A 22,448-nucleotide genomic window follows, 5' to 3' on the forward strand; every position below is an offset into this window, starting at 1 on the left:
CGCGTTTAGCTTAACCGGAATGTTATGTCCTGCACGGGAGCGGAATTGCGGCGTATTCCTCACGACGCGCTGCCGAGCAGCAGAGAGCGTATGTAGCGGGGGAGAGACTCTGCCGTAGAGTCGCAATACGAGAGCAGTAAGCTCGATTTCACGACATCGCCGTGTGAACGGCGACACTCAGCCTGGGAGAAATCAATGAAGATTCGTTACGCCGTCCCCGCTTTGGCCGCAGCAGCACTGCTCACGCTGACGGGTTGCGTCAATAACGCGGAGTCCGAGAATGGCGGGGGAGAGGGCGGCGATTCCGCGCCCTCGGCAGAGATCACCGCGGACGACGCGGCCGTTGCGCTCCTGCCTCAGGAGCTGAAGGACTCGGGCGAGCTGAACATCGGTACTGACGCCGAGTACCCGCCTAACGAGTACAAGGATGCTGACGGCAACCCGACCGGTTGGGGCGTGACGCTCGCGGAGGCCGTCTCGGCGAAGCTCGGGCTCGAGCCGAAATGGGAGATCCTCGGCTTCGACAGCATCATTCCGCGTATCCAGGAGGGTGCCCTCGACATGGGCTCTTCCTCGTTCACCGACAACGTCGAGCGTCAGAAGTCCGTTGACTTCGTCGACTTCTTGAACGCCGGCACGCAGTGGGCGGCCGCGAAGGATTCCGACGTCGACCCCGACGACGCGTGCGGCCTGACCGTCGCCGTCCAGGCGACGACGGTGCAGGACACGGATGAACTGCCAGCGAAGTCGAAGGCCTGCACCGACGCCGGCAAGGACGCCATCGAGGTGCTGCGCTTCGACGGTCAGCCCGAGGTGACGCAGGCGGTCGTCGACGGCCGTGCCGACGCGTTCTCCGCTGACCTCCCTGTGACGGGCGACGCGGTCGCGAAGCTCAGTGATCAGCTGCAGACCGTGGGAGACGTCTTCGACGCCGCTCCGTACGGCTTCGCCACTCAGAAGGGCAGCGACACCACGAAGGCTGTGCAGGCCGCACTCCAGTCGCTCATCGACGACGGCACGTACCTCGAGATCCTCACCGACGCGGGCATCGAGGCCGGCGCCGTCGAGAGCGCCGAGATCAACGCCGGCACCGAATAGCCTCCTCAGCTATGTCGCAACACAACACTCCGAGGGCGGGGCACGACGCCCCGCCCCAGGAGTCGGCGCCGATTGAGGCGATCCGGCTCCGCCACCCGTGGCGCGCGGTGTTCGCCGTCGTGCTCATTCTGATCGCAGCCCTCTTCATCTACGACACGGCGTTCAACCGCCCCGTCTACAACTGGGGCGAGGTCGGCAAGTACCTTTTCGATGTGCGTATCGTCGAGGGCGCCTGGTACACGCTGCAGCTGACGGTGTACTCGATGATCATCGCGGTGATCATCGGCGTGACCGTGGCCGTGATGCGGCAGTCCCCGAACCCGGTCGTCAAGTCGGTCGCCTGGGTGTTCCTGTGGCTGTTCCGCGGCACCCCCGTGTACGTGCAACTGGTCTTCTGGGGCCTGATCCCGACCATCTACAAATCGATCGAACTCGGCATCCCGTTCACCGACGCGGTGACCTCGTTGAACACGAAGGATCTGCTGAGCTACTTCACGCTCGCCATCATCGGCCTCGCGCTGAACGAGGCGGCGTACATGGCAGAGATCGTGCGAGCGGGTCTGCTCTCCGTGGACAAGGGTCAGGAGGAGGCGGCGACCGCGCTCGGCCTCGGCTGGTGGCACACAATGAGCCGCGTGATCCTTCCCCAGGCGATGCGCGTCATCATCCCGCCGACGGGCAACGAGGTCATCTCGATGCTGAAGACCACGTCGCTCGTGACGGCCGTTCCGTTCACGCTCGACCTCTACGGCCGTGCGCGTGACATCTCGGCCGTTACCTATCAGCCGGTGCCGATGCTGATCTGCGCCTCGATCTGGTACCTCGCGGTGACCTCGATCCTCATGGTCGGTCAGTACTTCCTCGAGAAGAAGTTCGCGAAGGGTGTCTCCCAGAGGCCCGACGTGATGAAGCCCAGCGTCGACACGCAGTCGGTGCGCGTGGCGGGGATCCCCGACGAGGGATATCCCACGTATCCCAGCTCCGCCGGAGGAGAGAACATCGTGCCGCCGCACGAGCGACCCGGAGGGGGAGGGGCATGAACAGCCACGTAACGGACACGCCCATGGTTCGCGCCGAGGGAGTGTCGAAGGCTTACGGCTCGAACCTCGTGCTCAAGTCGATATCGCTCGAGGTGCAGCGCGGCGAAGTGCTCTGTTTGGTCGGGCCTTCGGGCTCAGGCAAGTCGACGTTCCTCCGCTGCATCAACCATCTCGAGACCGTGAGCGCTGGCCGCTTGGCGGTCGACGGGGTGCTCGTGGGGTACCGCGAGAAAGACGGCAAGCTCTACGAGATGCATCCGCGGGAGGCGGCGACGCAGCGTCGCGACATCGGAATGGTGTTCCAGCGCTTCAACCTCTTCCCGCACATGACGGCGCTGCAGAACGTCATGATCGCGCCGTCGCTCCTGAAGAAGGGTGACTCCGCGAAGCTCAAGGCCCGCGCCATGGAGCTCCTCGCGCGGGTCGGCCTGGCCGACCGCCACGACTACTACCCGGCGCACCTCTCCGGTGGTCAGCAGCAGCGCGTGGCGATCGCCCGGGCGCTCGCCATGGAGCCGAAGCTGATGCTGTTCGACGAGCCCACGTCAGCGCTCGATCCCGAGCTCGTCGGCGAAGTGCTCGACGTGATGCAGGGCCTGGCCGAGAGCGGCATGACCATGATCGTGGTCACGCACGAGATGGGTTTCGCACGCGAGGTCGCAGACAAGCTCGTCTTCATGGACGGCGGAGTCGTCGTCGAAGCGGGCGATCCCGAGCAGGTGCTCACGAACCCGCAGCGCGAGCGCACCAAGGCGTTCCTGTCGAAGGTGCTGTAGGCGCGCGACGGTTGGGCGGCGGCGCCGGTCGGCGCGCCGCGATCCGCCACCCCTGCACCTTTTGGGCGTCGGACTATCAGAATCCCTGGAAACCGATAGTCCGACGCTCAATCGGTGCGCGGGGTAACTCCTACGCGCCCTCGCCCAGGTCGTTCTTGATCTTCGTGGTCGAGACGCCCTCGGTGCGGTCCAGGTAGATGACTTCGCAGTAGTCGCGGAGCACCTCGAACCGCGGGTCGCCCTCCCAGTCGCCGCCCATCACGACCGCGTCGATCTCGTACTTCTGCACGTCGCGAATCTTCTGATCCCACGACTCCTCGGGAATCACGAGATCGACGTAGCGCACGGCCTCGAGCATGTTCTTGCGCGTCTCGAAGTCGTGATACGTCTGCTTGCCTTTGCCGGCGTTGAAGGCCTCGGTCGACGCTGCGACGACGAGGTAGTCACCGAGCGCGCGGGCGCGGCGCAGCAGCCGAATGTGGCCCCAGTGCAGGAGATCGAAGGTGCCGTAGGTCAGGATCCGCTTCACGCCCACCAGTGTACGGTTCAGGCGTGACCCGCGCCGTTAGGCTGGCGATATGAGTGAGTATCGGCACATCGTGCGTAAGTGGGTCAAACCCGAGGACCTGAATCAGCACGGTGCGCTGTTCGGCGGTCGACTGCTGCAGTGGGTCGACGAAGAGGCGGCGATTGTGTCGGTCGCGCAGCTCGGCACGATCGACGTGGTCACGCGGCACATGTCGGCGATCGACTTCTCAGCGCGCGCCGATCGCGGCGACCTGCTCGAGCTCGAGTACCGCATCATCAAGTTCGGTCGCACGTCGATCACGATGAGCTGTCGCGTCGAGAATGCCGCGACGGGGGCGACGATCCTCACCCTCGAAAGCATCGTCTTCGTCGCGGTCGACGCGGCGGGTGACCCCGTCGTGCACGGCCGAACCGAGGCGACGGCGGGAACGGAACGACTGCGCAGCTAGTGCGCGGGGTGACGATCCGTCGCCTGCCTCAGGGGCGTCTCAGACGCCTCAGCTCGCCGGGGCCAGATCGTACGTCACCCAGCCACCGTTGCGAGCGACGCGATCGTAGAGCCGGCGCGCGGTCGTATTGTCCTCGGCCGTGATCCAACGCACGAGCGATGCGCCCTCGTCGCGGGCGATCTCGGAGAGGCGCTGCAGGAGTGCGGAGGCCGCACCCGACCCGCGTGATTCCGGCGAGGTGAACAGGTCGTCGAGGTACAGCCCGGTGCCGCCGTCGATCGGGCGGGCGAAGGTGCGGTAGTGCGCGATCCCGACCGGAGCCCCGTCCAGCTCGGCAACGAGGCCGCGGGTCTCATGGGCAGGGTCGAGCAGCCAGGCCCAGACCGTCTCGAAAACCGCGTCATCGTGAGGCTTGCCGTAGAAGTCGCGATAGCCGCGGTAGAGCGTGGTCCAGGCCTCCCGATCGGATTCCGAGACCGGGCGAACGACGACCTCGCTCACGAGAGCCGCTCCGTCTCGACGAAGACGATATCTCCCTCGGAACCGCGGTTCTCAACGCGGTGCACGGCGCCGGCGGGGCGCGTGTAGCTGACGCCGAACTCGAGATTCGCCTCGATTTCACTGCCGTCGGCGTTGACCACGTACATCGTGCCGGTCACGAGCGGCACCACGACGTAGGGGTACTCGTGCTCGTGCTCCGGGATCGCGCCGCCGGGCTCGATCGTCCATTTCGTCACGCGAAACAGCTCGGTCTCGAGCTGCACGTCACCCTGCGATCCGGTGCTCATGATCCTCCTTGGTCGGCGAGCGGAAGGGAAGCTCGCGCGGAGTTCCCCGTGGTCCACGGCTCAGCCTAGACCACTCGATCCGGCGTCGCCCAGTCTCGATTCGCGGGGGAGAATCCCGTGAGCGAGCTCCGCCCGTCGCCCGATGAGTCGGGGATAGAGCGCCAAGATGACGTTGGCTGCGGCGAAGGAGGAGGCGAGCGGTTCACCGAGCGCCTCCTCGATGCGGGCGAGCCGATAGCGGATCGTGTTGGGGTGCACGTACATCGCCTCCGCCGTCCGAGCGATGTTCTGTTCGGCGGCAAGATAGGTCGTGAGCGTGTCGCGCAGCTGCCCCTCGGGAATCGCCTCGAGCGTTCGTGCGATCCTCTCCTCGAGCTGGCGGGGGTCGACGTGCGAGAGCAGCCACGTGGAAAGATCGATGCGGTCCATCAGTACGGGGCCGAGGGCCTCGGGGGCGATGGCGGCGGCGGCCCACTCGCGCGCGATGCCCAGCGCGGTCTCTGCTTCCCGCACTGCCTCGCCGACCCGGGACAGCGCGGAGAACGGAGCAGAGGCACCGATGAGGAACTGATCGGAGGCGCGAGCGCACCAGGACTCAGCTGCTTCCGACGCCGGGATGATCGCGGCGAGCGTCGACGGCGCGCTGATGTCGACGCGGCGCACCATTACGAGCAGCGGCAGGCCGTCGGAACGGGCACGCGCCGCGAGGAGCGCGAGGTGAGCCTCCGTCGCGGAGGTGCCATCGAGAGGGGCGATGTCGATGGCGCGGATCGGGGCGTATGCGGCGAATCGGAACTCGGCCAATCGGCTCCAGAACCGGTGCTCCCGGGAGGGAAGCACGCCGTCGTGCAGCGATGCGATGAGCTGCTCGTTGTCGCGCCGATCCCGTTGTGTGGCGCCGTACTGGATCCCGTGCACCGCGCTCAGCAGCCGCTCGGAGGTGTCGAGCAGGAGGGCGCTGAGCCGTTCGATCGTCTCCGCCCCGCGGCTCGCGATGGCGATGACGTGCACACCGTCGCGCAGGGCCACGCGGCGCGTGCGTACTCGCCACCGCCCGACCTCGAAGTCGAGGTCCCTGCGCAGGGTCGCGGCGACCTCGTTCCAGATGAGCTGCAGCGGCGCCTCCCCCGAACTCGCGACCACTGTGCCTTCAGCGTCGTACACCGCCGCGGTGCCCCTGCAGAGTGCGCTGATCCGCGCCGTGAGCGACCGCACGGGGTCGGTGGACGAGACCGCCGTGAGCAGTGTGTTCGTGATCTCGAGGGTGACGCGGAGGTCCTCGAGTTCGGTCGGCGCAGCGCGGTCGTCGCTCACGGGCACTCCCCAAATTGTGGAATCGGGCGAAAACGGCGACGGCATCGACGCCATTCTTGGAGATTCTACAGACGAGCGTCTTGAAAGCTTCGAAATTTCTAGTGACCTCACCCGCGGCGACCTGCATCGTTGAGGCATCCGGAATCAACGATGAACATCCAGGAGGATCCATGAGCAGTATTCGCGTAGCGGTCGATGTGGGAGGCACGTTCACCGACGTCTGCATCTTCGACGACGACACCCAGCAGATGCGCGTGACGAAGGTCCCGTCGACTCCTCACGACCCGATGGTCGCCGTGATGAACGGCGTGAAGCGCGGAGAGATCGACCTGAGCGAGGTGGTGCTCTTCTCCCACGGCACCACCGTCGCGACGAACGCCCTCATCACGCGCAAGTTCCCCCAGGCGGCACTCGTCACGACGCGGGGCTTTCGCGACGTCCTCGAGATCCGCGACGGCACCAAAGACGATCTGTGGGACGCGTACAACGACGTCTCCGCGCCCTACATCCGGCGGCGGGACCGCTTCGAGGTGAGTGAGCGCGTGGACTTCCAGGGCAACACCGTTACTCCCCTCGACGAGGATGAAGCGCGCGAGCTCGCCCACCTGCTGCGCCGCCGCGGCGTGAAGACGATCGCCGTCTGCTTCCTGAACTCCTACGCCAACGCGGCTCACGAGACGCGGATGCGCGAGATCCTCGAGGAGGTCATCCCCGAGGCCACGGTGTCCACGTCAGCGGAGGTGCTGCCCGAGATCTTCGAGTACCCGCGATTCAACACCGCCGTCGCCAACGCCGTGCTCGCCCCGCTCGTGTCAGGGTACGTGAATCGCCTCGCCGATGAGCTCCGTGACGGCGGATACGGCGGCGACCTCCTGCTCCTCCACTCGGGCGGCGGATCGATGACTCCGCGTCTGGTGGAAAAGTTCCCCGTGCGCCTCGCAGCGTCGGGCATTGCGGCGGGCGCGATCTCCGCGAAACACATCGCGCAGCAGTGCGGGTACGAGAACGCGGTGAGTCTCGACATGGGAGGCACGTCGACCGACATCGCCCTCGTCGCGGGCGGCGAACTCCGCGTCGCGCAGGAGTGGCAGGTCGAGTACGGCCACCCGATCATCTTCCCGTCGATCGAGGTGCTCACGATCGGTGCTGGCGGCGGGTCGCTCGCCCACATCGATATCGCCGGCTCCCTGCGGAACGGCCCGCAGTCCGCGGGCGCTGACCCCGGCCCCGCCTGCTACAGCACGGGCGGCGACCAGCCGACGAACACCGATGCGAACGTCGTGCTCGGCCGTCTCGGCACCTCGCTCGCCGGCGGCGTCAAGCAGCTGGATCGTTCGCTCGCCGAAGATGCAATCCGCCGAGTGATTGCGGAGCCGCTGGGGATGGACCTCGAGACGGCAGCACAGGCCGTGGTCTCCGTCGCGAACGCGAACATGGCGGACGCCGTGCGCCTCGTCTCGATCCGCCGCGGCTACGATCCGCGCGATTTCGCCCTCCTCGCCTTCGGCGGCGCGGGTGCGCTGCATGGCGCCGAGGTCGCGCGCGAGCTCGGGATCCCGACTGTCGTCGTGCCGCCCAGCCCCGGAGTGACCTCCGCGATGGGCTGCCTCCTCGTCGACATCCAGCACGACTTCGCGCTGATGTACGCCGGCCTGGCCTCGGCGGCTGATGAGGACAGCATCGAGGAGGCGTTCGTCGGACTCGAGACCGAGGCGAACGCACGGCTGCGGCACGAGGGCGTCTCGCAGGAGAACGGCCTGCTGCAGCGCAAGATCTCGATGCGCTACCGTGGCCAGTGGCGCTCGCTGCAGGTGCCGATGGGGTCGGGTCCGGGTGCTCTCGCGCAGGCGATCCGCACTTTCCATGAGCAGTACGAGCGAGAGTTCGCTTTCCGCCAGGATGATGCGCCCGTCGAGGTGTATCAGCTGCATCTCACTGCGATCGGCAAGATTCCGAAGCCGTCGTTCCGCCCCGCGCCCGTGACTCGGCAGGACCCGGGCGAGGCCGTCGAGCGTCGGTCGGTGTACTTCGGTGGCGACGGCTGGGTGGACACGCCCGTCTACGATCGCGAGGCGCTCGCCGCGGGCACCGCTTTCCCAGGCCCCGCAATCATCAATCAGCTCGATTCGACCACCGTGGTGCCGCCGCACACGAACGCGGAAATCGACGAGTGGCTCAACATTCGCATTCACCTCGAGGAGGTCAACTGATGACTGACACCCTGACTCACGGGACTCAGGCCCCGGCCCAGTCCACGCTCGACCCGGTCACGTTCGAAGTGTTGAAGAACGCCTTCGCGACGAGCGTTGACCTGATGAGCGAGCAGATTCTGCGCACCTGCTACTCGTTCGTGATCTACTCGCGCGACTTCTCCTCGGCGCTCTGCGACGCTCGCGGCAACACCGTCATGCAGGGCTCGGGCGACATCGCGGTCCACGTCGGCACGCTGCACTTCCAGTGCAAGTCCGTGCTCGAGGAGTTCGGGGACGACATCCATCCCGGCGACGTGTTCGCGGTCAACGACCCCTACCGCGGTGGCACGCACCTCAACGATGTGTCGTTCATTCGGCCGATTTTCTCAGAGGGGCGGATCCTCGCATTCGCTCAGAACAAGGGGCACTGGGCGGATATCGGTGGTCCCGTGCCCGGCTCGTTCAACGTCTCCGCGACGGAGCACTTCGGCGAGGGCCTGCGCATCACCCCCGTGCGGCTCTGGTCGAAGGGGGTCTACCTGCACGATGTCGCGAACCTGCTCGTCGGCAACACCCGGGCGCCGGAGCAGGCGATGGGTGATCTCCACGCGCAGTCCGAGGCCACCGCGGTGTGCGAGCGGGAGGTGCTTCGGCTCGTCGACCGCTACGGCACGGAGACCGTGGAGCACGCGATGCAGGAGACGCAGGATTACGTCGAGCGCACGGTGCTGCGGCGCCTCGAGGAGCTTCCGAAGGGCACCTGGAGCACGACCGACTTCCTCGACCTCGATCCGGGTGCTGACGAAGCGCTCGTGCCGGTCAAGATCACGATGACGCTCGATGGCAAGGGGATCCACTACTCGCTCGAGGGCGGCCCGGCCATCAAGGCCTTCTTGAACTCCGGGTACGGCACGACCTTCTCCGCGATCTACGCCGGCACCAAGACGTTCTTCCCGGACGTGCCGCTGAACTCGGGCTTTTACGCCGCGGTGACCGCGGAGATCGGCCCGGAGGGCACCGTCATTAACGCCGGTTGGCCGCTCGCGGTGACGGGAACCGTGTCGGGGCCGTACGAGAAGATCATGAACGGCATCTTCGAAATCTGGTCGTCGATCATGCCGGATCGGGCGATGGCCTGCGCGTTCAACCTCGAGTACCTTCTGGTCGGTGGCAGGGACGCGCGCATCGAAGAGAAGCCGTACTTCATGTGGTACGACTGGATGGCCGGTGGCTGGGGCGGCCGCGCGACGAAGGACGGCTCGAGCGCCACGGCGCCCGTGTTCGGTGTCGGTCTCGCGGTGCAGGCCTGCGAGGGACAGGAGCGTCTCACCCCCGTGCTGACGTCCATGCACCAGATCGGCATGGATTCCGGCGGACCGGGGCGCTTCCGGGGCGGTTGCGGAGTCGAGAAGGGCGGGACCCTGACCGACGCCGATGCCTCGGTGATGAGCTACTGCTGCGATCGCGCCCGCTCTATCACCTGGGGCATCGAGGGCGGGCTGCCGTCGATCCCACACGGCGTGTGGCTCAACCGCGGAACCGACGAGGAGCAGTTCCTCGGCTCGATCTTCTCCTCGGTGCCGGTGCAGCCGGGTGACACCTTCTACCGCCCCTCCGCGGGCGGCGGAGGACTCGGCGATCCGCTCGAGCGGACCCCGGAGGAGGTGCTCGAAGACGTGATCGACGAGTACGTCTCGGTCGGACGCGCTGCTGAGGATTACGGCGTCGTGATCACCCCGATCGATCCCGACCTCGACCAGTACGAGATCGACTTCGATGCAACCGCCGAGAAGCGCACCTGGATCCGGCAGCACCGCGCGGAGTGGCTGGCATCCGACCCCGAGGAGGTCGCCGAGCAGTACCGAGCAGGGACGCTCGACATGCTCGACGTGATCCGCCGTCACGGTGTCATCCTCGACTGGGGCACGGGCGAGCTGTTCGCTGAAACCACGCGTCAGCATCGCGAGCAGATGCAGCGTCGCTCCGCGTCGCACTGGAGCGCGTAGCTCCCCAGTGAACCGGGTCGGATCGTGGCGAAGATCCGGCCCGGTTTCCCACCCGAGCCCGCTCGCTCCGCGAATCGGCTCTCCGACTTATTGTGCAGGTGCCATACGGGCTGCCGCTACTTCCGGCTTCTGCACAATACTCTTCCTTCGTGCGTGCGCACACAATAAGGGGGTCGGTGACCCCCTGCACCGGCGCCGGGGGTGGATCCGGCTCAGCCAGTGCGGCTGCGCAGACCGCTCGTGCGATGCAGCACGAGCTCGCGCCGTGCGACACATCCTCAGCTCCTCATACCAATGGAGGTATTGACCGTGAGTATCAATCTCACCGGAAGCAACGACGACGTCGAAGCGACCGATGCACTGGCCCGAGAGGGCAATGACGACGACCAGATGAAGAAGGGCCCGCTCGCTCTCGCGTGGTACGGCGTAGCGAGCGCGTTCTTCTTCGTCTACATCGGCGCCGCTATGGCGTCCGCCTACGGCACGGTCCAGGCGCTCATCGGCCTCGTGCTCGTGATCATCGTCTACGGACTGATCAACGCCGTGCTCTCCAAGTACGCGATCGAGAACCGCACGACCGTCGCGCAGTTCTCGCGCACGATCCTCGGCAAAACCGGATCGTCGATCGCCACGATCATCTTCGCCCTCATCGCGATCTACTACGCGGTGTTCGAGGGTTCGATCGTGGTCTACGCGTTCATGGCCGCCTTCGGCGGGCCGTTCTGGCTGTGGAGCCTCGTGGTCGTGGTGTACTCGACGCCGCTCATCATCGGCGGCGTGCGCCGCTTCCTCGATAAGCTCAACGGCTGGCTCATGCCGCTCTACTTCTTCGGACTCGTGGCAGCGGTGATCTGGGCCGGCGTGGTCTACGGCTTCAGCGACGCGTGGTTCACGCACGCTCCGCCCGCGCCCGTCACGGTGGCGCTCGGCGGACCCGGCTGGCTCGCGACGTTCTCCGGGTACATGGGCATCTGGATCATGATGATGTTCACGATGGATTACGCGGCGCTCGGTCGTCGCAAGGACGTGAAGTTCCACCAGCGCTACACCTTCGGCTCCCTGTTCTACGTGCTCGCCTACGGGTTCGCAGCGTTCGTCGGAATCTTCCTGACCTTCACGATCCCGGGCCTCGAAGTTTCGGAGACCGGGCTCGCGGGCGGCATCGTCGGCCTGATGGGGGTGCTCGGCCTGATCGTGATCATCGCGTCGCAGACCCGCATCAACACCGCGAACTACTACCTCGGGGCCGCGAACCTGCGCGCCTTCGGTGAGCGCGTGCTGCACCTCCGGATGCCGAATATCGTGTGGGTGCTGATCTCCTCGGTGATCATCTACCTCCTCATGCTGCTCCCGATCGTCGAGTATCTGCTGCTCGCGCTCGCGTGGCAGGGCGTGCTCGTCACGGCGTGGGTCGGCATCGCGCTGACGCACATCCTGCTCGACAAGGGTGAGCACCAGGAGCATTCGGCGATCGACGACCGTCACTACCGAGCGTTCAACACGAACGGCCTCATCGCGTGGGTGGTTGCGACCGTCGTGGGCCTCGTGATGCTGCAGCTCGGCTCGATCGACCCGTCACTCGCGGGCATCGGCTCGACGTGGGGCCCGATCCTCACGGCCGTTCTGAGCTCGGTGATCTACGCGATCCTATGGAAGACGCACCCGACGAGCCGCACCGGCCTCGTGAAGGTGATCGGCTCCTAGCCGCACTCGCGCGGAAGCGAGCACGGGTCTGTTCGACCGTGCTCGCTTCCGTGTTCGGGCGACGGATCCCCGGGCTAGTACGGCTCGATGTCGACGAGTCTCAGCGCCATGAGGCACGTCGACTTGCCCTCGAGCGTGTCGAGCGAGAGTCCGAGGATCTCCTCGATGCGCCTGAGGCGGTATCCGAGCGAATTGCGGTGGATGAAGAGCTCCTCGCAGGTGCGAGAGGGCTGGGCGTCGTTGCGAATCCAGGCCCGGAGGGTGGGAATGAGCTCCGCGCTGCGCTGCTCGTCGTACTCGAGGAGAGGCGCGAGAAAGCGTTCCGCCGACTCGCGCGCGCCGCGTCCGGCGGCCGCGGCGACGACCGCGCTGAGCCCGAGCGCCGGGGCAACGACGGGAACTGCGGTGTGCTGTACGAGGTCGAGCGCGTGCACGAGGGAGATCCGCAGCTCGTCGATCGTGCGCAGGCCACCGCGGTAGACCAGCGGCAGCGGAGGTTGCATGTGCATGAGCGAGTCGCCCGCGTTCTCGAAACTCTCGCGGGGGAACTGGGCGAGCGCGATGAGGCGCTCGTCGATCTCCGCGACGCGCACGTCGTGGAAGGCGGCGTGCAGGGCGACCCGCAGCTTCCAAGCGGCAGCGGCGTGCTCGCCGCTCATGTCCGCGACGGCGAGCGCGGAATGGGCTCGTCGGTTGAGCCCGAGTTCGTGAAACGCATTTGCGACGTCGCTGCGCGTCGATTCCGACCACGCGATGCAGCGGTTGACGAAACGGAGCATGTCCTGATGGCTGCTCGCGTCCACCCCGACCGCACGGTTCAGCTGCAGCGCGAGGATCGACGAGACGGGCGCGAGTAGGGTCGCGATCTCATTGGCCGAGCGCAGCAGGCGCACCGCGAGGCGGCACGGATTGCTGAGGCCCATCGGCAGCGGAACGCTCAGCACGTCCGGTGAGTCGGCGTGCTGCGCGCCCGTGCGCCAGGTCGCCGTCTCGGGGTACTGCGCGATCACGGAATCGAAGGCGTCGTACACGGCGACGGGCTGTTCTATGACCGCGTGGATCGCGGTCAGGAGCGTGGTGATCTCCGCCCCCTGGCTCGCGAGCCTGGCGCACTCGTCGGCGAGCGCCCACCCTCGGTCGAAACGTCGGATGCGCTCTGCCTGCAGCCACTCCTCGACGTACTGGTCGATCTTGTGCAGCGGAACCGTCGTCGGCACCCGGAGAAGCGGCACGTCTTGAGCCGTGCACGCCGCCACCAGGCCGGGGGGAATTTCGCGGTGCGCCGGGCCGACGGCGAAGGCGACGGCCGATACGGATACGCGGGTGAGTCGCTCGACGTAACCGTCCCAGATGCTCTGGGCCGAGAAGTTCATGCCGATCCCCGAAGTCAGGAGCAGCTGGTTGTCGTCCATGAACGGCGTCGGGTCGAGGTGCTCCATCGGCGCGCAGCGAATGATCTCCCGATCGAGTCGCTTCGCGCTCGAGGGCGTTTCGAGCCCGAGTTCAAGGGATGGATCGGCGAGGAGGTCGGTGATGCGCACTCCGTAACCTCCTTGGCGGTTGCACAAAACAAGACGTAAGTTTCTTGCAGATGCATAATAACGTCGTTTCGTGTCTCCGCGTACCTTGGGGGCATGGCATCACACAGTCGTGAAGAGATTCTTGTCAACTCGGATATGGGCGAGGCCCTGGGGCTGCACACGTTCGGAAACGATCCCGCGCTCATGGCCATCATTGACGTGGCGAACGTCGCATGCGGCTTCCACGCCGGCGATCCGCAGGTCATGGAGCAGACGGTCGCGCTCGCGCAGCAGCACGACGTCCGGGTGGGAGCGCACCCCGGGCTCCCCGACATCGTCGGGTTCGGTCGGCGCGAGATGAAGCTGACTCAGGACGAGGTCGAGAACCTGATCCGCTATCAGGTCGGAGCGCTCGCGGGCTTCCTGCGGAAGTACGACATGCCGCTCAACCACATCAAGGCGCACGGCTCCCTCTACGGGATGCTCGCGCGCGACGAAGAGCTGATGCTCGGCGCGGTGCGCGTCGCGAAGGACTTCGGAGTCCCCGTCTACGGCATCGCGGGCTCGGCGCACCAGGTTGTCGCCGAGCGTGAGGGCGTCGAGTTCGTCGGCGAGCTCTACGTCGACCTCGATTACAACGCGGACGGCGGCCTCATCATCCTGCGGCAGCCGCATCGCACCGATCCGCACGCCGCCGCGGAGCGCACCCGCAGCGCCATCGAGACGGGTTCGATCCTCTCAACCGCCGGCACCTCGATCCCGATGTCCTTCGGCAGCATCTGCGTGCACTCCGATACGCCGAACGCGGTCGAGGTCGCCGAAGCCGTTCGCGCAGAGCTCGCCAACTGAACCCCGGGCTTTCCCGGTACCACCCAACTACCCATTGGAGAGAACACCCATGAGTGCACAGGTCATCGCCCCGCTTCCAGGCATCTTCTACCGTCGGCCCGCCCCCGACAAGGAGCCGTTCGTGGAGGTCGGGGACTCGGTGGAGGCCGGGCAGACCATCGGCATCATCGAGATCATGAAGCAGTTCACCGAGGTCAAGGTCGAGGCCGCCGGCGTCATCTCCTCCTTCGCCGTTGACGACAACGGCACGGTCGGGCCCGGCGACGTCATCGCCACCGTCGACTGAGTCATTCTCACCAGCCAGTAGCAAAGGAGCACCTGTCTTGAAGAAACTGCTCGTCGCCAACCGCGGCGAAATCGCGGTCCGCATCATCCGCACGGCTCAGGAGATGGGACTTGCAACGGTCGCGGTGGTGAGCGAGGCCGATCGGGGCTCGAACGCCGAGCGGATCGCTGACGAAACCCACGTCATCGGCCCGGCCCCTGCGGGTCTCAGCTACCTGAATCATGACGCGGTGATCGCAGCGGCCGAGGCCAGCGGTGCCGACGCCATTCACCCGGGCTACGGGTTCTTGTCCGAGAACGCGGCGTTCGCGCGGCGCGTTCTCGAAGCCGGGCTGATCTGGGTGGGGCCGGATCCCGACGCGATCGATCTGATGGGCGACAAAGCGCGCGCGCGGCAAGCGGCGATCGACGCGGGGGTGCCCGTGCTCGCCGGAACCGAGGGCGTGCTCGACACCTCGGCTGACATCGAGAGCATCGCCGACGAGATCGGCTATCCGCTCGTCGTGAAGGCGTCGGCCGGAGGCGGCGGGCGAGGCATTCGACGGATCAACTCCCGCGCGGACGTGCGCGGCACGGTCGAGGTGGCGCAGGCCGAGGCGCTCGCCGCATTCGGCTCGAACGAGGTGTATTTCGAGCGCTTCGTCACGCGCGCTCGACACGTCGAGGTGCAGGTATTCGGTGACGGCGAGTCCTGGGTGCACCTCGGCGACCGCGACTGCTCCATGCAGCGTCGTCAGCAGAAGGTCATCGAGGAGGCGCCGGCCCCCGGTCTGCCCGTCGACCTCCGCCAGCGGATGCGCGACACCTCGGTCGAGCTCGCGCGCCAATCGAAGTACATCGGCGCGGGCACGGTCGAGTTCCTCTACGACCCCGAGCGCCAGGAGGTCGCGTTCATCGAGATGAACACCCGCCTGCAGGTTGAGCACCCGATCAGCGAGGCCATCACCGGCATCGATCTCGTGCGCGAGCAGCTCCGCGTCGCCGCGGGCGAGAAGCTCGGCTACACGCAGGAGGACATCCGCTTCGATGGTCACGCCTTCGAATTCCGCATCAACGCGGAGGACCCGGACAACAGCTTCATGCCGAGCCCCGGCAAGATCGAGACGCTCGAGCTCTCGGGAGGCCCCGGCGTTCGCGCGGACTTCGGCTTCTCCGCGGGGCAGACCGTCATGCCGTTCTACGACTCGCTGCTCGGCAAGGTGGTCGTCTGGGCCGCCGATCGCGAGCAGGCTCGTGCGCGCGCGATCCGCGTGCTGCGCGAGACCGAGATCAGCGGGATCAAGACCACCGTCCCACTGATGCGCCGCCTGATCGAGCTCGACGATTTCGCTGCGGCCGAGCACTACACCACCTACATCGAATCAGTTCCAGGCCTGTTGGGAGAATCCGCATGACTCTGCCAGAGAACGCCCGTTACAGCTGGGGCGGCGACGAGTTCTTGCTCGTCGAAATCGCCCCCGACATGTCGCTCGAGGCGAACTTCGTCTCCAACTCGATCGCCGTGGGCCTCGAAGAGCGGAAGCTCGGCGGCATCGTCGACATCTGCCCGGCGAACGCGTCGCTGCTGATCCGCTTCGACCCCGATGTGCTCGAGCACACCGAGCTCGAGCGGAACGTGCGCGAGCTCGAGGCCGAGGTGCGGAAGGCGACGGTGCAGCAGCTCGAGACCCGCATCGTCGAGGTGCCGGTGTGGTACGGCGACCCCTACACGCGCGAGGTGGAGGCCCGCTTCCGGGAGGGCTACCATCAGCGCCCCGAGGGCACCGACCTCGACTACGCCGCCGAGGTCAACGGGCTCTCCTCGGCGGAAGAGCTCGTGCAGCGCCACCACGAGACGCCCTGGATCGTCTCGATGGTCGGCTTCGTCGCGGGCCTGCCGTTCCTGTTCCAGCTCACGCCGCGTGAGCGCCAGCTCGAGGTGCCGAAGTACCTGAGCCCCCGCACGGACACCCCTGCGCACACAATCGGATACGGCGGGTGCTTCACCGCCCACTACTCGGTGCGCGGTGCGGGCGGGTATCAGATGTTCGGGATCACGCCGACGCCGATCTACGATCCCGAGCAGAAGCTCGCGGACTTCGAGGACTTCATGGTGCTCTTCCGCACGGGCGACATTGTGAAGTACCGCCCCGTCGAGGAGGCCGAGTACCGGGAGATCGAGGCCGCCGTCGCCGCGGGAACGTACCGCTACAAGCAGGCGCCCGTGACGTTCACCCTGTCGGACGCCCTCGCCGATCCTGATGGCTACAATCGCTCACTTCTGGAGGTCCTCGATGCCGCTTGAGATTCAGAGCCCAGGGCTCGCGACGACCGTGCAGGATCGCGGTCGCTTTGGTTACTACCGCTTCGGTATTCCGCAGGGCGGCGCGATGGATCAGTACTCCGCGGCGCTCGGAAACCGCCTCGTTGGTAACTCTGCCGACGCCGCCGTGCTCGAATGCACCTACATGGGGCCGAAACTGCGCACCGATGCGCCGGTCACCGTCGCTGTGACGGGCGCTCCGGTGGACGTGCTCGTCAATGGCGAAGCGGTGCAGCAGCACGCGCGCGTCGACCTTGCGGCGGGGGATGAGCTGTCGTTCGGAGTAATCCGCGGCGGAACGAAGTTCTTCATCGCGGTTTCTGGAGGCATCGACGTGCCCGAGGTGCTGGGGTCGCGATCCACCTATCCCATCGGTCGAATCGGCGGTTTCGAGGGCCGCGCGCTGCAGGCTGGCGACGTCTTGCCGGTCGGCGCTGTCGAGACCTCAGAGCTGCCGCGTCTCGATGTCATTCCCGATGACCTCATTCCGACGTTCGAGCGCGAGATGAACGTCCGCATCATGTTCGGGCTCTACGACCACAAGCTCACGGACGAGGGTCGCGCGAACCTGAGCGATGAGGAATGGACGCTCTCGCCGGTGGCGGATCGCATGGGCCTGCGCTTCGACGGGCCCGGCGCGCCGTGGAAGGAAGAGGAGCAGCCGTTCGGCGCCGGGCAGGATCCCTCGAACATCACCGACGCGGGGTACGCGGTGGGGTCCATTCAGATCCCGGGCGGAACGCAGCCCATCGTGCTGCACTGCGATGCGGTCTCGGGTGGCGGTTACGCTCAGGCCGGGACCGTGATCAGCGCGGATATGGACCTCTTCGCCCGCATGGCGCCGGGAACGAAGGTGCGCTTCGTGCCGGTCACCATGGAGGAAGCGCTCGCGGCTCGTGCTGAGCGTCGAGACCGCCTCGCTCGCGTCTGGTCGTAAGCGCCCGGTGATCCTGCGCTTTCCGTTCGGTCCGCAGCCGTCCATTCAATCCGCGCCCCGCTGATAGCGGGCGCCGATACGTCACCTCGAAGGAGTCCACATGCCACTCGTGTCTGTCAAAATGTTCGAGCATCGCCTGCAGCAAGATCCGGAGCTGGCGAAGCGGCTCGCGGTCGCGATCGACGAGGTCGTGGCCGAGCACTGCTCCGGCCCGAACGGCGCCCGGCCCGACACGTGGGTCACCGTCGAGGGCGTGCCGCGGGAGCAGTGGACGTTCAACGGGGAGACCCGCTAAGTCCTCGCGGCGTGAGGCGTGTGGTTCGCTGCGGTTCCTGGTTCCTGGTTCCTGGTTCCTGGTTCCTGGTTCCTGGTTCCTAATTCCTGGTTCCGCTGCGCCCGGCACTCGTCGTGCGAGGCGGCCGCTCCCGGTTAGCGCATGCCCTCCAGCACGGCCGCGGTGATCTCGTCGCCCCCCGCCGCGAGCGCGACGTATTTGCGCAGCATCACGAGCGAGGCTGAAGCCTTATCGAACTCGGCCGCGACGAAGCGGTCGGTGCTGATGAGCGCGAGCGCGGCCTGGGCGGGCATGACGGCACCGCGAAGTTCCTCGGAGCGGCTCGCCGGCGCCATCGCGCGCAGCTCCGCCATCGAGGTGAAGATGGGGAGCACGGGCTGCCCGGTTGTCGAGCGGATCATCCGCACCCGGTGCCCTTTCTTCTTGGACGAGGCGCCGGTCACGTCAACAACGAGGTAACCCTCGCGCAGCGCGTTCAGAAACGCCGCGAGATGCTCGTAGTCCGGCGTCGCCTGGAACGTATCGAGGGCCTCTCTCGCCGCCGCGTTCGCGTAATCGGCGTGCACGTCTTCAGGGATCGGCGGCTGCTCGGTCATGCCCTCCAGCCTACGCGTCGCGGGGTCAGTCGCGACCCGCCGCCTCATCATCTCCGATGCCCCGCGCGGCGAGCGCTTCACCGGTTGCGTGCGCCTGGGCGACCGTACGGATAACGAGCGGGACGACGCGGGCACGCGGGCTGCGCTCGAGCCCGCGTGCGCGGGCCGCGTCCCGGGTCTCTCGAGCGATGCCGATCGTCGTCGGGATCGCGCGGATCACCAGGGAGAACGCGAGCGCCACTCGCTCGGGCTGCGCGCCGAAGCGCCGCAGAGGGCCGATCGCCCAGGTCACGGTATCGGTCATGTCTTCGATCGCGGTGCTCGCGGTCACGGCGCTTGCGGCGAGGATCAGCGCGAACAGGCTTCCCACCACCCCGTAACCGCGCAGGGCACCCGCGGCCCATGCGTCCGCGGGCGGAAACGAGCCCCAGCCGCCCGCCTCCGAGATCGCTGCGCTCGCCGCAGTGAAGACGAAGAGCAGCACCGCGACGATGCCGAAGCTCCGCGCGACGCGCACGAAGTCGCGCCAGCCCATGCCTGCGAGCCCGATGAGCGCGGCCGCGATTCCGAGCCACAGCGTGGTCCACCCCGGCCCGCGCAACGCGACCGCGAGCACCGCGAAGACGAAAAGCATGAGCAGTTTTGCACCCGGGAGCAGCGCGTGGAGCGGGCCGCGCCGCGACGAGTAGGCGCCGAGCGGTGACGGCTCGCTCACCGGAGCGCCCGTTCGCGGTAGTGGGCGATCGCGTCGGCGGGGGTGCCGTCGAACACGACGCGGCCGGCCTCGACCACGAGGGTGCGATCCGCGCGCGCGGCGAGATCGAGGTCGTGCGTCACGGTGAGCACCTGCTGGGGGAGCGACATGAGCAGGTCTCCGATGCGGCGGGCGTTGCGAAGGTCGAGCAGGGTCGTCGGTTCGTCGGCGACGAGGATCGCGGGGTCGCTCGCGAGCACCGTCGCGATGGCGAGGAGCTGCTTCTGGCCGCCGGAGAGGGTGTGGACGCTGCGGTCCGCGAGTGCTGCGAGCCCGAAGCGCCCGAGCACCTCGAGAGCCGCGGCCTGGCGTTCGCTCTTGACCCGGTGCGTGCGGCGGAGCGAAAGCGCGACATCCTCGATAACGGTCGGCATGATGAGCTGCGCGGCCGGGTCGGTGAAGACGAAGCCGACGGTGCGGCGTACCGCGGGCCCGTCTTGGCGAGTGTCGAGGAGTTGGTCGGGCGTGGCCGCGGCCGGTGCTGCCCCCGCCCCCGCGCTCCCCCCGACGCGCACCGCCCCAGCCGTCGGCTCGACGAGGCCGTTGATGAGGCGCGCGAGGGTCGACTTGCCTGATCCGTTGCCCCCGATCACCGAAACCCGCTGCTCGCGCAGCGTGAGGATGGTGGGGTGGAGGATCGTCGTGTCACCGTCGAGGCCGGGTGCGACGACGGTGGCGTCGCGGAATTCGATCATGCGGGTTCAGCGAGCGGGTTCAGCGAGCGGAAGCGGGGGTGGCGGTCGTGCCGCTCGCACCGGCGCGCGTCTTCCGGCGCGCAGGCAGCAGCGCCGGGAAAGCGCGGTGCACGGCGGTAGCAACGAGCGCCATCAGAATGTTCTTCGCGATGTCACCCGGAATGAACGCGAGGTCGAAGAGGAAGGCCTCGCCGATCCCCATGCCGCCGCGCCACGCCAGCCCGAGCGCCCCGAGCGGGTGGATCAGCGCGAGGCTGCTTGCGAACCCGGCGACGAAGATGAGCGGGATGCTCGTCGCGACCTTGCGGCGGGGGAGCCGCTGCACGATGAGGCCGGTGAGCGCCGCCGCGAACGGGAAGGCGACAAGGTAGCCGGCAGTCGGCCCGGCGAACGGCGCCAGCCCCGCCGCACCGCCCGAGAACACGGGGAGCCCGATTGCGCCGACGGCGAGGTAGAGCAGCACGGCGAGAAAGCCGCGACGCGCCCCGAGCACGGCGCCGGCGAGCAGCACGCCGAAGGTCTGCAGCGTGATCGGCACGAGGCCGCCGATGCTGATCGCGGGCAGCAGCGCGCACGCCGCGATGAGCGCCGCGAACGCCGCGATGAGCGCGAGGTCGGTGGCGGCGCGGGTACCGCTGCGCGTGTGTGCTGCGCGGGCCTCGGGGGCGGGTGTCGCATCGATGGTCACGGTGGTCTCCTCGGAAGATCGGGTGAGTTGCCGCGCATAAGCGGGCGGTGCGGTCTGTCGGGCAATGCCGCGACACGGGTGCAGGTGCGCGGGCTGAGGTGCTCCAGCGGCGCTCGCCTGAATGGTGTTCAGGTGAACGGTGTTCAGGTTAGCGGTAGGCTTGCGGAATGCGCAACACACTCGCCGACGTGATCTCGACAGCCGTGCGCGTGCTCGACGCCCAGGGCCTCGAGGGCTGCTCAATGCGCCGGGTCGCGGCCGAGCTCGACGTGCAGCCGAGCGCGTTGTACCACCACGTGCCAAATAAGCAGAGCCTGCTCGCGCTCATGGCCGACGCGATCGTTGCTGGGGTGCTGCCGCCATCGCGGGGAGGAGAGGCACCGGCTGGAGAAGGCGAGCCCGAAGGCGAGCGTGAGGGCCAAGCCGGGGCGGGAGCTCCTGCTGCCGACGCAGCGGCGCCTCCCGCTGAGCGCGCTCGCCACCTCTGCCTCGCGCTCCGGGGCGCCATGCTCGCGGTGCGCGACGGCGCCGAGGTCGTCGCCACCGCTGCGGCGTTCCGGCTCGGCGACTCCCTGATCGAGAGCCGGCTCGCGGCGCTCGTGGGTGGCGACGGCGCCCGCACGCTGCTGCTCTTCACGTGCGCGCACGCGCAGTCGACGCAGACGCACCGCCAAGCGGCGGCGATCGGCGCGCTTGGTTCGCTCGTCGCTGCGCCGGTCGGGTCGCCCTCCGCACCGGGCGCGAGCCCGGCGCGAGGCGACGGTGCACCGGCGGCGGCGGATCCCGCGGCCGATCTCGACGCGTCGTTCGAGCGGGGTCTCGACATCATCATCGCGGGTCTCACCCGCTAACCTTCTGGGATGGAAGCGCGTGATCTGAGCTACACGAACGGCCGGGTCACGATGGCGTACACCGAGACGCCCGGGCCTGCAGTACCCGACAGCCGCACGTACCTGCTCGTCCACGGCATCGGCATGGGGCGCGTCGTCTTCGCTGGCGTCGCGGAGAAACTCCGCGGGTCCGGGCGGGTACTCGCGATAGACCTCCCCGGTTTCGGCGATTCGCCGGAGCCGGGATCCGCCACCAGTCTCGAGCACACGGCCGACGTTGTTGCGCAGTTTCTCCGCGACCGCGCGCCGGGCCGCTCCGTGCTCGTCGGTCACTCGATGGGAACGCAGATCGTCGCGGAAATCGCAGCGCGGTGGCCGGAGCTGGCCGAGGCCGTCGTGATGATCGCGCCCACGGTGAATCGGCGCGAGCGCAGTGCCGCGCGGCAGGGACTGCGGATGGTGCAAGATCTCTTCGGTGAGACGCCGAAGGTGCTGCTGCTCGGCATCTGGGAGTACGCGAAGACCAGTCCGCTCTGGTACTGGCGCAAGCTGCAGTTCATGCTCGCGCACCGCATCGAGCACGTCTGCCCGAAGATCGGGGTGCCGACGCTCGTGCTCAGCGGCGAGGAGGATCGCGTCTGCCCGCCGGAATGGAACGCGGAGGTGGCGGCAGCGGTGCCCGAGAGCGTGTCGCAGCTGATCCCGGGTCGCGGGCACGAGGCGATCATCCGCAGCGCCGAACCGGTCGCGTCGATGATCCTGTCGTTCCTCGGTTCGCGGCGCCTGTAGCTGCCGAGCGCCC

The 22,448-nt window shown here is 67.5% G+C and carries 24 protein-coding genes; 15 read left to right on the forward strand and 9 right to left on the reverse strand.

Annotated elements, in window-relative coordinates; genetic code table 11:
• The first annotated feature begins 195 nt into the window (after positions 1-195).
• Genes WFH00_RS07710 through WFH00_RS07720 form a run of 3 tightly spaced genes read left to right on the forward strand, consistent with a single transcriptional unit; the run spans position 196 to position 2,914 of the window.
• Entirely contained in the window at positions 196-1,098 is a 903-nt protein-coding gene (locus WFH00_RS07710) for an ABC transporter substrate-binding protein (protein ID WP_336660167.1), read from the forward strand.
• 11 nt (positions 1,099-1,109) lie between these two features.
• On the forward strand, positions 1,110-2,138 hold the full coding sequence (locus WFH00_RS07715) for an amino acid ABC transporter permease (RefSeq protein ID WP_336660168.1): 1,029 nt from the start codon (positions 1,110-1,112) through the stop codon (positions 2,136-2,138).
• Positions 2,135-2,914, forward strand: coding sequence for an amino acid ABC transporter ATP-binding protein (locus tag WFH00_RS07720; protein WP_336660169.1), 780 nt, complete (start codon positions 2,135-2,137; stop codon positions 2,912-2,914). The genes WFH00_RS07715 and WFH00_RS07720 overlap by 4 nt, the downstream gene beginning before the upstream one ends.
• A gap of 130 nt (positions 2,915-3,044) precedes the next feature.
• On the opposite strand, the gene tagD is transcribed toward WFH00_RS07720, so the two are convergent.
• Positions 3,045-3,443, reverse strand: coding sequence for a glycerol-3-phosphate cytidylyltransferase (tagD, locus tag WFH00_RS07725; protein ID WP_336660171.1), 399 nt, complete (start codon positions 3,441-3,443; stop codon positions 3,045-3,047).
• 49 nt (positions 3,444-3,492) lie between these two features.
• Here tagD and WFH00_RS07730 point away from each other — a divergent pair, with 49 nt between their 5' ends.
• On the forward strand, positions 3,493-3,891 hold the full coding sequence (locus WFH00_RS07730; RefSeq protein WP_336660172.1) for an acyl-CoA thioesterase: 399 nt from the start codon (positions 3,493-3,495) through the stop codon (positions 3,889-3,891).
• Positions 3,892-3,939: 48 nt separating this feature from the next.
• Here WFH00_RS07730 and WFH00_RS07735 read toward each other — a convergent pair whose 3' ends face one another.
• The 3 genes from WFH00_RS07735 to WFH00_RS07745 are packed head-to-tail and all read right to left on the reverse strand — an operon-like array spanning position 3,940 to position 5,993.
• Positions 3,940-4,392: a GNAT family N-acetyltransferase gene (locus WFH00_RS07735; RefSeq protein ID WP_336660173.1), complete on the reverse strand. Its 453-nt coding sequence runs from the start codon at positions 4,390-4,392 to the stop codon at positions 3,940-3,942.
• Positions 4,389-4,679: a cupin domain-containing protein gene (locus tag WFH00_RS07740; RefSeq protein ID WP_336660174.1), complete on the reverse strand. Its 291-nt coding sequence runs from the start codon at positions 4,677-4,679 to the stop codon at positions 4,389-4,391. The genes WFH00_RS07735 and WFH00_RS07740 overlap by 4 nt, the downstream gene beginning before the upstream one ends.
• A gap of 60 nt (positions 4,680-4,739) precedes the next feature.
• Positions 4,740-5,993, reverse strand: a complete 1,254-nt coding sequence (locus WFH00_RS07745; protein WP_336660175.1) for a PucR family transcriptional regulator — start codon at positions 5,991-5,993, stop codon at positions 4,740-4,742.
• Positions 5,994-6,163: 170 nt separating this feature from the next.
• On the opposite strand from WFH00_RS07745, the gene WFH00_RS07750 reads away from it, so the two are divergent.
• The 3 genes from WFH00_RS07750 to WFH00_RS07760 all read left to right on the forward strand — a co-directional run bounded on the left by WFH00_RS07750 (position 6,164) and on the right by WFH00_RS07760 (position 11,895).
• Positions 6,164-8,203, forward strand: a complete 2,040-nt coding sequence (locus tag WFH00_RS07750; protein ID WP_336660176.1) for a hydantoinase/oxoprolinase family protein — start codon at positions 6,164-6,166, stop codon at positions 8,201-8,203.
• Positions 8,203-10,191 (forward strand): hydantoinase B/oxoprolinase family protein, encoded by a 1,989-nt coding sequence (locus WFH00_RS07755; RefSeq protein ID WP_336660178.1) that lies wholly within the window; start codon positions 8,203-8,205, stop codon positions 10,189-10,191. Before WFH00_RS07750 ends, WFH00_RS07755 begins: the two co-directional genes overlap by 1 nt.
• Positions 10,192-10,500: 309 nt before the next feature.
• Positions 10,501-11,895 carry a purine-cytosine permease family protein gene (locus tag WFH00_RS07760; RefSeq protein WP_336660179.1) on the forward strand — a complete coding sequence of 465 codons (1,395 nt, stop codon included), beginning with the start codon at positions 10,501-10,503 and terminating at the stop codon, positions 11,893-11,895.
• A gap of 74 nt (positions 11,896-11,969) precedes the next feature.
• On the opposite strand, the gene WFH00_RS07765 is transcribed toward WFH00_RS07760, so the two are convergent.
• Positions 11,970-13,436: a helix-turn-helix domain-containing protein gene (locus WFH00_RS07765; protein WP_336660180.1), complete on the reverse strand. Its 1,467-nt coding sequence runs from the start codon at positions 13,434-13,436 to the stop codon at positions 11,970-11,972.
• A gap of 93 nt (positions 13,437-13,529) precedes the next feature.
• On the opposite strand from WFH00_RS07765, the gene pxpA reads away from it, so the two are divergent.
• The 6 genes from pxpA (at position 13,530) to WFH00_RS07795 (ending at position 18,083) form a co-directional block, all read left to right on the forward strand.
• On the forward strand, positions 13,530-14,264 hold the full coding sequence (gene pxpA, locus WFH00_RS07770; protein ID WP_336660182.1) for a 5-oxoprolinase subunit PxpA: 735 nt from the start codon (positions 13,530-13,532) through the stop codon (positions 14,262-14,264).
• 49 nt (positions 14,265-14,313) lie between these two features.
• Entirely contained in the window at positions 14,314-14,550 is a 237-nt protein-coding gene (locus tag WFH00_RS07775) for an acetyl-CoA carboxylase (protein WP_336660183.1), read from the forward strand.
• Between the two features lie 37 nt (positions 14,551-14,587).
• Positions 14,588-15,943 (forward strand): acetyl-CoA carboxylase biotin carboxylase subunit, encoded by a 1,356-nt coding sequence (locus tag WFH00_RS07780; RefSeq protein ID WP_336660184.1) that lies wholly within the window; start codon positions 14,588-14,590, stop codon positions 15,941-15,943.
• Positions 15,940-16,833 (forward strand): 5-oxoprolinase subunit B family protein, encoded by an 894-nt coding sequence (locus WFH00_RS07785; RefSeq protein ID WP_336660185.1) that lies wholly within the window; start codon positions 15,940-15,942, stop codon positions 16,831-16,833. The genes WFH00_RS07780 and WFH00_RS07785 overlap by 4 nt, the downstream gene beginning before the upstream one ends.
• The gene (locus WFH00_RS07790; protein ID WP_336660186.1) at positions 16,823-17,788 is read left to right on the forward strand and encodes a biotin-dependent carboxyltransferase family protein; all 966 of its coding nucleotides are present in this window, start codon (positions 16,823-16,825) and stop codon (positions 17,786-17,788) included. The genes WFH00_RS07785 and WFH00_RS07790 overlap by 11 nt, the downstream gene beginning before the upstream one ends.
• A 100-nt stretch (positions 17,789-17,888) precedes the next feature.
• Positions 17,889-18,083 carry a tautomerase family protein gene (locus WFH00_RS07795; protein ID WP_336660187.1) on the forward strand — a complete coding sequence of 65 codons (195 nt, stop codon included), beginning with the start codon at positions 17,889-17,891 and terminating at the stop codon, positions 18,081-18,083.
• A 134-nt stretch (positions 18,084-18,217) separates the two neighbouring features.
• Here WFH00_RS07795 and WFH00_RS07800 read toward each other — a convergent pair whose 3' ends face one another.
• Genes WFH00_RS07800 through WFH00_RS07815 form a run of 4 tightly spaced genes read right to left on the reverse strand, consistent with a single transcriptional unit; the run spans position 18,218 to position 20,816 of the window.
• Positions 18,218-18,679, reverse strand: coding sequence for an SseB family protein (locus WFH00_RS07800; protein WP_336660188.1), 462 nt, complete (start codon positions 18,677-18,679; stop codon positions 18,218-18,220).
• Between the two features lie 25 nt (positions 18,680-18,704).
• Positions 18,705-19,394 carry an energy-coupling factor transporter transmembrane component T family protein gene (locus tag WFH00_RS07805; protein ID WP_336660189.1) on the reverse strand — a complete coding sequence of 230 codons (690 nt, stop codon included), beginning with the start codon at positions 19,392-19,394 and terminating at the stop codon, positions 18,705-18,707.
• Entirely contained in the window at positions 19,391-20,128 is a 738-nt protein-coding gene (locus WFH00_RS07810; RefSeq protein WP_336660190.1) for an energy-coupling factor ABC transporter ATP-binding protein, read from the reverse strand. Before WFH00_RS07810 ends, WFH00_RS07805 begins: the two co-directional genes overlap by 4 nt.
• A gap of 19 nt (positions 20,129-20,147) precedes the next feature.
• Positions 20,148-20,816, reverse strand: coding sequence for a biotin transporter BioY (locus tag WFH00_RS07815; protein ID WP_336660192.1), 669 nt, complete (start codon positions 20,814-20,816; stop codon positions 20,148-20,150).
• Between the two features lie 167 nt (positions 20,817-20,983).
• On the opposite strand from WFH00_RS07815, the gene WFH00_RS07820 reads away from it, so the two are divergent.
• Positions 20,984-21,667, forward strand: coding sequence for a TetR/AcrR family transcriptional regulator (locus WFH00_RS07820; protein ID WP_336660193.1), 684 nt, complete (start codon positions 20,984-20,986; stop codon positions 21,665-21,667).
• A gap of 9 nt (positions 21,668-21,676) precedes the next feature.
• Entirely contained in the window at positions 21,677-22,435 is a 759-nt protein-coding gene (locus WFH00_RS07825; RefSeq protein ID WP_336660194.1) for an alpha/beta fold hydrolase, read from the forward strand.
• Positions 22,436-22,448: the final 13 nt, after the last annotated feature.

The sequence above is a fragment of the Leucobacter sp. USHLN153 genome, assembly GCF_037145615.1.
Taxonomy (GTDB): domain Bacteria; phylum Actinomycetota; class Actinomycetes; order Actinomycetales; family Microbacteriaceae; genus Leucobacter.